Raw genomic sequence first — 8,568 nt, 5'->3', positions numbered from 1 at the left:
GTCCCCCGTCTTCCCCCCAGGGGCCTTCCCCCTCAGCCCCTCGACCGCGGGTCCGAAAACGGTCCGCGGACGCATCCGCGCGGCACCGCGAGCGCACCCGCGCCCGCCCCCGAGCTGGCTCCGGTCGAGCAGCGCAGTGCCCGTGGCCGCCTCTGCACCGAACTTCTCGGCAGACCGGTTCTGGGAAGCGGGAACCGAAGGGACGTGCAGACGCGTGTGAAGGACTGCGCTCGTGTTGGTGCCGTGCAGTGTGTTCATCTCGCGCCCCCTCGGAGCAGAACCGATCGCTTGCTTGACGACGTACACACTGCCGCCCCGACTTCATGGCCAGGTCCCCCCTCTGTCACAGCGGTGTCACAAGGGTCGGCGGGCCCCACAATGCCCAGGCCGGCGGGCGTGTCGGTCCACTGCGGCGACCGCCGGTCGAAGTATGGGGGCGCCATGGGCCAGAATGGCGCGCGTGCCTTTCCTGTTGCTGATCGAGGACGATGACGCTGTCCGTACCGCCCTGGAGATGGGTCTGACCCGCCAGGGGCACCGCGTGGTGACCGCCGCGTCCGGCGAGGACGGCCTGAAACTGCTGCGCGAACAGCGCCCCGACCTGATCGTGCTGGATGTGATGCTGCCCGGCATCGACGGCTTCGAGGTGTGCCGGCGCATCCGCCGCACCGACCAGTTGCCGATCATCCTGCTGACGGCCCGCAGCGACGACATCGACGTCGTGGTGGGCCTGGAGTCGGGCGCCGACGACTATGTCGTCAAGCCCGTACAGGGCCGGGTGCTGGACGCGCGTATCCGCGCCGTGATGCGGCGCGGCGAACGGGAGTCCAACGACTCGGCGACGTTCGGCTCGCTGGTGATCGACCGCTCGGCGATGACGGTCACCAAGAACGGGGAGGACCTGCAACTCACCCCGACCGAGCTGCGGTTGCTGCTGGAGCTGAGCAGGCGGCCCGGTCAGGCACTCTCCCGGCAGCAGCTGCTGAGGCTGGTGTGGGAGCACGACTATCTCGGCGATTCGCGGCTGGTCGACGCCTGTGTGCAGCGGCTGCGCGCGAAGGTCGAGGACGTGCCCTCCTCCCCCACCCTGATCCGCACGGTGCGCGGCGTGGGCTACCGGCTGGATGCCCCGCAGTGACCCGGCGTACGAACGGAACAGCAGTGTTGACGCGTACGGCGACGATGCCGCGCAGGGCGCCGCACGGGGCGCCGTGCCGGGTGGACGGGACCGGCGAGTGACCGACGCGCCTTCCCTCGGCGAGCGGCTGCGGACCAGGCTCGCCGGCATGCTGCCGAGCCTGCGGCTGCGCCTGGTCGTCGTCTTCGCGCTGGTGGCGCTCACCGCCGCCGTCTCCGCTTCCGGCATCGCCTACTGGCTCAACCGCGACGCGGTCCTCACCCGCGCCCAGAACGCGGCCCTCAACGACTTCCGCAAGGCGATGGAGGACAACGCGGGCAATCTGCCGCGCAGGATCAGCTGCCAGGAACTGCGCGAGGCAGCGGCCAAGATGGCGCGCAGCTCGCAGAACTACCAGGTGCTGCTCGTCGACCGCACCGAGGACGGCAAGCAGTGCGCCGCCGCCTCCAACGAGGACGACTTCACCCTGCGGGACGTCCCCGGGCGGCTGAGCAGCGCCGTCGTCAAGAAGCGTTCCGTCGACAAGAAGAACAAGCACCCGTACCACCTGTACTGGCAGCGGATCACGCTGGACGGCGATCCGTATCTGGTCGGCGGTGCGAAGGTGATCGGCGAGGAGCCGACACCGACCGGCTATCTGCTCAAGTCGCTGGCGCCCGAGCGTGACGACCTCAACTCGCTGGCCTGGTCGCTGGGGATCGCCACCGCGCTCGCGCTGATCGGCGCGATGCTGCTGGCCCAGGCCGCCGCGACGACCGTGCTGCGGCCCGTACGGCGGCTGGGCGAGGCCGCGCGCAGGCTGGGCGAGGGGAAGCTGGAGACCCGGCTGCGCGTCTCGGGCACGGACGAGCTGGCCGAGCTGTCCCGTACGTTCAACGACGCGGCGGCCTCGCTGGAGCAGCGAGTCGCGGAGCTGAGCGCCCGGGAGGCGTCCAGCAGGCGGTTCGTCGCCGACATGTCGCACGAGCTGCGTACGCCGATGACGGCGATCTCCGCGGTCACCGAGGTGCTGGAGGAGGAGCAGGACAACCTCGACCCGATGATCGCGCCCGCGGTGCAGCTGGTGGTGAGCGAGACGCGGCGGCTCAACGACCTTGTGGAGAACCTGATGGAGGTCACCCGCTTCGACGCGGGAACGGCCAAGCTCGTGCTGGACGATGTGGACGTGGCGGACCAGGTGACCGCCTGCATCGACGCCCGCGCCTGGCTGGACGCGGTCGAACTGGACGCCGACCGCGGCATCATGGCGCGGCTCGACCCGCGCCGGCTCGACGTCATCCTGGCCAACCTCATCGGCAACGCCCTCAAGCACGGCGGCTCCCCGGTGCGGGTCTCCGTACGGACCGAGGGCGACGGGGGTGACGGCGGTGACGAGCTGGTCATCGAGGTCGCCGACCAGGGCCCCGGCATTCCCGAGGATGTCCTGCCGCACGTCTTCGACCGCTTCTACAAGGCCAGCGCCTCCCGCCCGCGCTCCGAGGGCAGCGGTCTGGGGCTGTCGATCGCGCTGGAGAACGCCCATATCCACGGCGGCGAGATCACCGCGCACAACGCGCCCGAGGGCGAGGGCGGCGCGGTCTTCACCCTGCGGCTGCCCCGGGACGCCCGCCGGGTCGCCGAGGAGCGCGAGAACGGCGACAACACAGACAACGCAGACAACGGCAACAGCGGGGACAACGGCGGGAGAGACACCGGAGGCGGGAAGGGCGAGCACGGTGCGGGGCATGACGGCTCCGGCGACCCGCGGCCGGGCGATGACGGCTCCGGCGGCGCGGGGCAGCAAGGGGGCGACCGATGATCCGGCGGGCTGCCGTGCCGGCACTGCTGTGCGTCCTCGCCGCTCTGGGCACGGTCTCCGGCTGCGGCATCCGGGCCACGTCCGTACCCGTGGACGCCGGAGCTGCGCCCTCGCGGGTGGGCTGTGTGCTGCCGAACGACCGGGAGAGCCCGCGCAGCAGTGGCGGGAACTCGGTGGTCCGGGTCTATCTGGTGTGCGGCTCGCGGGTCTCGCCCGTGGAGCGGGAGGTGCGGATGCCCGGTGGACGCTCCTCCGCCGAACGGCTGCCGGTTGCCCGCAAGCTGCTGGACGAGCTGAAGCGGGAGCCGCGCGCCGTGGAGGACACGGCGGGCTTCGAGACGGCCGTGCCCCGGGAGCTGACGATCAGCAAGGGCGCGGCCGGCGACCCGGACGAGGCGCTGCGGCTGAGCGAGCCGCTGGACGAGCTGCCGTCGTACGCGCTGGCGCAGATCGTGTGCACCTACGCGGACACCTCGGCGGCCGACGCCGAGGGCGGCGTGGTCCTGGGCGGCCCCGTCGGCGACGAGAACACGGACAAATCCCCGCTCCAGCGCTACGAATGCGGCACCGCTCTCCGCACCCACCCGCAGTCCGCCGAGACGGCAGGCACCCGCGTCTAGGGCACCCCGAAAGGGCGCGGGGAACTGCGTGCCCAGCCCCGCCGCCCGAAGGGCAGCCGGTGCCACCGCACCAGCCGCAACGGCGCTCCCCTGAACAACAGTGCGGAACACGCGTGTGACATAGCCCTGACCCGCTCAGAACACAGGACCGGAACCAGGGCCGAACGCGGCGGCGTCTTCCTCGTCGTGCAGCGCCTAGGCTCCGGCGGCCCGACCTCCCCCGCCTTCCGAATCCGCCTCGTGGGACTCGTCCTGCTGGCGGCGCATCTGTGTTTCGTCGGCTGGCTGACGCTGCGCCCGCTCGCGGTGCCCTGGGTGGCGCCGGCCAATCTGCACCCGCTGGCCACCATCCGCACCGACCTGGCCGACGGGCCGCGGGCCGCGCTGGAGGGAATCGGCGGCGGGCTGCTGCTGCTGGCGCCGTTCGGGGTGCTGCTGCCGCTGGCCACCGGGCGGCTGCACCGGCGGCTGCCGGGCACCGTGGCGAGCACGGTCTTCGCGGGGGCGATGGTGTCGGTCGTCCTCACGCTGGCCCAGACGGGTGTGCCGGGACATGTCGCGGACGTCGATTCGGTGCTGCTGAACACCGCGGGGGTGGCGCTGGCCGCCGGGCTGGTCTTTCCGCTGCTGCGCCGCCGGCTGCGGCAGCGGGACAGCGACTGGTCGGGGCACGGCGACCGGATCGAGGGCCGCCGCCGGCGCTCCGAGCCCGCCTCGCCGAGGACCGGGCTCCGGCTGCGGGAGGAGAAGGCTCAGGGTTCGACCCCGAGAGCAACCAGGGTCGGAATGGCCCCCTAAGCGGAGGTACGCACCGTAAGTCCGGTCTACCGTCGGAAGTCCAAGGCAGTACGGCGCCGGCGGCCGAAGGGGCGCACAGCCCCGCAGCCGTCCAGCCGTACGGCACCGACCGGACACCGAAGGAGCAGTCCTCATGGCCACGCTCGCCCGTCCCACCGAAGGCCGGATGATCGGCGGCGTGTGCGCCGCGCTCGCCCGCAGGTTCGGCACCACACCCACCACGATGCGGGTGATCTTCCTCGCCTCGTGTCTGCTGCCGGGGCCGCAGTTCCTGCTCTACATCGCGCTGTGGATCCTGCTGCCGGACGAGAACCGCAAGCACAGCACCGCCTGGTGACCAGCCACGCCCCGCGGGCACAGCAAGCACACCACAGCGAGCACGCCACGGCGGGCACCCCCTTCCGGGGTGCCCGCCGTGGTGTGTGTCAGCGCTGGCCTGTCAGTGCGAGCCGCCGATCGGCAGGGCCTTGCCCAGCGGAAGCCCGCCGATCATGCCGCCGCCGGGCTTGGAGCTCTTGCCCTTGACCATCTGCTGGGGGCGGTCGGCCAGCCGCTCGGTGGTCTCCTCCACCGGGGTGCCGCTCAGCGTGCCCGCCAGGGCCTCCTGGGCGACGCCGACCGGCTCGGAGAGGTTGGCCGGAAGGCCCCGAGTGGCCTCCTCGAGGGGGAGCCCTCCCAGGGTCTTCCCTGCGGTCTTTCCGGTGGTCTCGACGGCGGGGCCGAGTGCGCGGCCGCCGGCCTTGACCGCCTCGGAGCCGAGTACGCCGGTAGGGACACCGAGCGTGTCGACGGGGAGCGCGGAGGCGGCACCGGCGCCCGACACCACGGCCGCCGCGCTCATCGCGGCGACACCCAGAGACTTCTTGGCTACCTGCTTCATCAGTGTCTACGTCCTCGGAAAGGGGGCTGGAGAGCAGCCCGAAGGGGGCTTAGCGGCCTGGCGAAAGTAGCCAGGAATTCCAAGGAGTCGCAAACACGTCGGCGGCGCCGTAAGTCGCCGCATTCAGGTGTGTCCCGATGCTGTTCCGAGCGGACTCAGCCGCCCCGTATCCGCTGTACGGCGACGGCTGAACCGCTGGTCAACGGGGGTCAGCGGGAAGTTTCCCGGAAAAGCCATTCGGATTTGAGCGCGGCATATCCGGGCTTGACCACGTCGTTGATCATGGCGAGACGTTCATCGAAAGGAATGAACGCGGACTTCATCGCATTGACCGTGAACCACTGCATGTCGTCCAGCGTGTAATCGAAGGTCCGCACCAGCTGCTCGAACTCGTGGCTCATGCTCGTGCCGCTCATCAGCCGGTTGTCCGTGTTGACCGTCGCCCGGAAATGCAGTTTGCGCAGCAGCCCGATGGGGTGCTCGGCGTACGAAGGGGCCGCGCCGGTCTGGAGATTCGAGGTGGGGCACAGCTCCAGCGGGATGCGCTTGTCCCGTACGTAGGAGGCCAGGCGGCCGAGCTTGACGGTGCCGTCCTCGGCGACCTGGATGTCGTCGATGATGCGCACCCCGTGCCCCAGCCGGTCGGCGCCGCACCACTGGAGGGCCTGCCAGATGGACGGCAGCCCGAACGCCTCGCCTGCGTGGATGGTGAAGTGGTTGTTCTCGCGCTTGAGGTATTCGAAGGCGTCCAGGTGGCGGGTGGGCGGGTGGCCCGCCTCGGCGCCCGCGATGTCGAAGCCGACCACGCCCAGGTCGCGGTAGCGGTTGGCCAGCTCGGCGATCTCCAGGGCGCGGGCCGCGTGCCGCATCGCGGTCAGCAGCGCGCCGACCCGGATCCGCCGGCCGGCGGCGCGGGCGCGGCGCTCGCCCTCGCGGAAGCCCTCGTCGACGGCCTCGACCACCTGCTCCAGGGTCAGCCCGCGAAGCAGGTGCTGCTCGGGGGCGTAACGGACCTCGGCGTAGACGACGCCGTCGGCGGCCAGGTCCTCGGCGCACTCGGCCGCGACCCGGAAGAGCGCTTCGCGGGTCTGCATCACGCCGACCGTGTGCGAGAACGTCTCCAGATAGCGTTCCAGGGAGCCGGAGTCGGCCGACTCGCGGAACCAGACCTCCAGCCGGTCGGCGTCAGTCTCCGGAAGCGCGTCGTAGCCCGTCTCGCGGGCCAGCTCGACGATGGTCGCGGGGCGCAGCCCGCCGTCGAGGTGATCGTGGAGCAGGACCTTGGGTGCGCGGTGGATCTGCTCCCTGGTGGGGACGGTGTTCGGGGATTCGCTTGCCATCACGGCACTCTAGCTCCTACGCGCGTAGATCGCATGTGCTTTGTCAACTGCCTTACGAACGCGGGACGGCGTGCCATTGTTGCGCCATGGCTCAGCGAGCGTTGCCCGAGAGGGAAACACGACTGGGACGGCCCCGGGGGGCCGTGGGGAGGGCCCCGCACGCCGTGGTCCTCGTGCTGCCGGGCGGCGGGTCCGCCGGGGGTGCACGCGGCGGGGCTCGCGGGGCCTCGCTGGCTGCGGCAGCCGCAGCGGTGCCGCTGGCGCGCCGGCTGGGGCGGGCGGGCTCGGACGACGACCCCCTGGTCAGCCACCTCGTGCGCTATCGCGGCGGTAGCCGTGCGGCGGGCGGCGACGGCGGCGGGGGCCGGGTCCAGGAGTGCGCGGCCGACGCGGAGCGGGCGGTGGAGGAGGTGGTGCGGCGGTACGGGGACGTGCCCGTCTGCCTGGTCGGCATCGACATCGGCGCGCCCGCCGCGCTGCGGGCCGCCGGGCACCAGGCGGTGGGCTCGGTGGTGGCGCTGGGGCCGTTGCTGTCGGCGGACGGCGACGCCGCTGATTCTGAGCCCGTGCAGCAGTTGCGGGGGCGCCAGGTGCTGATCGTGCACGGGACGAACGACACCCGCTGCGACCCGGAGCTCTCCTTCCGCCTCGCCGAGCGTGCGAAGAAGGTCAACGCTCAGGTCTGCCGTTTCGAGGTGCACAGCGACGGGCACGGGTTGCGGGGTTACTCCGCGGAAGTCGCCGCGCTGACCGAGGACTTCGTGCTGGGCACCCTGTGCGGGGGCGATCTGTGCCGCCCACTGACCGACGCGCTTGCGGCTCCGCCGCCGCTGGGGCTGCGGATGCCGCTGGCCGGTGGCTTCGGGAAGGGCCTCAAGCGGTAGAGCCTCTCGTCTGCGTACCCCGCGTGGGGGCTGCGCTTGCCAGCCCTGCGCCCCTGGCGCAGACTGCCCAAGCTTGCGGGGGAGCCATCCAGGGGCGCGGGGAACTGCGCGAGCGGCTACGAACGACCCGCAGTCCGCAACGGACAGCAAGGGGCACCCCCTCCCCGGAAAGCCCTACGTGCGGACCGCCGTGTGAACCGTCGTCGCCGTCAGCAAGAAGACGTCCGGGCGCCGTTGGATGCCCTCGGGAGACGCGTCGTCCAACAGAACGTCGAGGGTCGCAAGATCCTCCGCGGAGAGGCTGTCGGCCAGACTCTCACGGAAGCGCTCGGCCCGAGCGCGCACGTGCGCACGGGCGACAGGGTCCAGCGGTGCGGACAGGTCGGTGAGAAACGTACGGCTGCCGGTGGGCGCCAGCCCGGCGGCGACGAGCAGCGCGGGCCAGTCCTCCACCGTACGGGTGTGGCCGGGGAGTTCGGCGCGCATGGCGGTGAACCAGTCCTCCTCGGCGACGTCCAGCCGCGCCTGGAGGCCGGGCCGTCCGATGCCGATGTCGCGGGGCAGGAAGCGTGTGGGCAGGCCCCCCTCGCGCACCGCCAGCACGCCGCCGGGCCGCAGCGCTCCCGCGAAGGTCTCCAGCGCGGCGCGCTGGTCGCCGAAGTGGTGGACGACGTTGCTGGTCCAGATCAGTTCGGCGGTGCCCAGCTCCGGCAGGCCGGCGGGGAGTTCGGCCTCCCTGGTGGTGATACGGGAGGCCAGCCCCTCCCGTTCGGCACGGGCGCGGGCCCGCTCCAGCAGCGCGGGGGTGCTGTCGACGGCGACGGTCTCGGCGCCGGGGAAGGCGTGGGCCAGCGCGATGGTGGTGACGCCGGGGCCGCTGCCCAGATCCAGTACGCGGGTGACGTCGCAGTGCCCGAGCACGTCGCGCAGCCAGGCGGCGGCCTCCTCCAGGAAGGAGACCTTCAGTTCGGCTTCGCGTTCGAGGTGCGTGGCGAGCGCCTCCCAGTCGGGCTCCGCGGTGGTGCCCGACTGGCCGTGGTGGTGGCTGTGGCCATTGCTGTGGCTGTGGCTGTGACCGTGACTGGGTGAGGGCGGGGTCATCGGGGTTCC

9 protein-coding genes are annotated in these 8,568 nt (G+C 71.9%); 6 read left to right on the top strand and 3 right to left on the bottom strand.

The window, feature by feature from the left end; translation table 11 throughout:
- The first annotated feature begins 460 nt into the window (after window positions 1-460).
- From afsQ1 to ITI46_RS31480, 5 genes are all read left to right on the top strand, one after another.
- The gene (gene afsQ1, locus ITI46_RS31500; protein WP_209243345.1) at window positions 461-1,138 is read left to right on the top strand and encodes a response regulator; all 678 of its coding nucleotides are present in this window, start codon (window positions 461-463) and stop codon (window positions 1,136-1,138) included.
- Window positions 1,139-1,286: 148 nt separating this feature from the next.
- A complete protein-coding gene (locus ITI46_RS31495) occupies window positions 1,287-2,936 on the top strand; it encodes an ATP-binding protein (RefSeq protein ID WP_209243347.1) in 1,650 nt (549 codons plus the stop codon).
- Window positions 2,933-3,556, top strand: coding sequence for a hypothetical protein (locus tag ITI46_RS31490; RefSeq protein ID WP_209243344.1), 624 nt, complete (start codon window positions 2,933-2,935; stop codon window positions 3,554-3,556). The genes ITI46_RS31495 and ITI46_RS31490 overlap by 4 nt, the downstream gene beginning before the upstream one ends.
- A gap of 240 nt (window positions 3,557-3,796) precedes the next feature.
- Complete coding sequence (locus tag ITI46_RS31485; RefSeq protein ID WP_307808405.1) at window positions 3,797-4,354, top strand: VanZ family protein; 558 nt, start codon at window positions 3,797-3,799, stop codon at window positions 4,352-4,354.
- A gap of 133 nt (window positions 4,355-4,487) precedes the next feature.
- Window positions 4,488-4,691 (top strand): PspC domain-containing protein, encoded by a 204-nt coding sequence (locus tag ITI46_RS31480; protein ID WP_209243342.1) that lies wholly within the window; start codon window positions 4,488-4,490, stop codon window positions 4,689-4,691.
- Between the two features lie 102 nt (window positions 4,692-4,793).
- Here ITI46_RS31480 and ITI46_RS31475 read toward each other — a convergent pair whose 3' ends face one another.
- Together ITI46_RS31475 and ITI46_RS31470 are read right to left on the bottom strand one after the other, a co-directional pair.
- Window positions 4,794-5,234, bottom strand: a complete 441-nt coding sequence (locus tag ITI46_RS31475; protein WP_209243341.1) for a hypothetical protein — start codon at window positions 5,232-5,234, stop codon at window positions 4,794-4,796.
- A 209-nt stretch (window positions 5,235-5,443) separates the two neighbouring features.
- Complete coding sequence (locus ITI46_RS31470) at window positions 5,444-6,574, bottom strand: adenosine deaminase (RefSeq protein WP_209243340.1); 1,131 nt, start codon at window positions 6,572-6,574, stop codon at window positions 5,444-5,446.
- 86 nt (window positions 6,575-6,660) lie between these two features.
- On the opposite strand from ITI46_RS31470, the gene ITI46_RS31465 reads away from it, so the two are divergent.
- A complete protein-coding gene (locus tag ITI46_RS31465; RefSeq protein WP_209243339.1) occupies window positions 6,661-7,458 on the top strand; it encodes an alpha/beta hydrolase in 798 nt (265 codons plus the stop codon).
- A 174-nt stretch (window positions 7,459-7,632) separates the two neighbouring features.
- Here the strand turns inward: ITI46_RS31465 and ITI46_RS31460 are convergent, their stop codons facing one another.
- Window positions 7,633-8,559, bottom strand: coding sequence for a class I SAM-dependent methyltransferase (locus ITI46_RS31460; protein WP_209243346.1), 927 nt, complete (start codon window positions 8,557-8,559; stop codon window positions 7,633-7,635).
- Between the last annotated feature and the right edge of the window lie 9 nt (window positions 8,560-8,568).

It is taken from the genome of Streptomyces oryzae (assembly GCF_017676365.1).
GTDB lineage: Bacteria > Actinomycetota > Actinomycetes > Streptomycetales > Streptomycetaceae > Streptomyces > Streptomyces oryzae.
The sequence above is the reverse complement of the archived record's forward strand: the minus strand, read 5'-3'. Positions and strand labels throughout refer to the sequence as shown.

Bases quoted from the DNA above. Each gene is read 5' to 3' on its own strand.
- ITI46_RS31495 (WP_209243347.1), top strand. From the start codon at position 1,287: ATGCTGCCGAGCCTGCGGCTGCGCCTGGTCGTCGTCTTCGCGCTGGTG.
- ITI46_RS31490 (WP_209243344.1), top strand. From the start codon at position 2,933: ATGATCCGGCGGGCTGCCGTGCCGGCACTGCTGTGCGTCCTCGCCGCT.
- ITI46_RS31480 (WP_209243342.1), top strand. From the start codon at position 4,488: ATGGCCACGCTCGCCCGTCCCACCGAAGGCCGGATGATCGGCGGCGTG.
- ITI46_RS31475 (WP_209243341.1), bottom strand. From the start codon at position 5,234: ATGAAGCAGGTAGCCAAGAAGTCTCTGGGTGTCGCCGCGATGAGCGCG.
- ITI46_RS31470 (WP_209243340.1), bottom strand. From the start codon at position 6,574: ATGGCAAGCGAATCCCCGAACACCGTCCCCACCAGGGAGCAGATCCAC.
- ITI46_RS31465 (WP_209243339.1), top strand. From the start codon at position 6,661: ATGGCTCAGCGAGCGTTGCCCGAGAGGGAAACACGACTGGGACGGCCC.
- ITI46_RS31460 (WP_209243346.1), bottom strand. From the start codon at position 8,559: ATGACCCCGCCCTCACCCAGTCACGGTCACAGCCACAGCCACAGCAAT.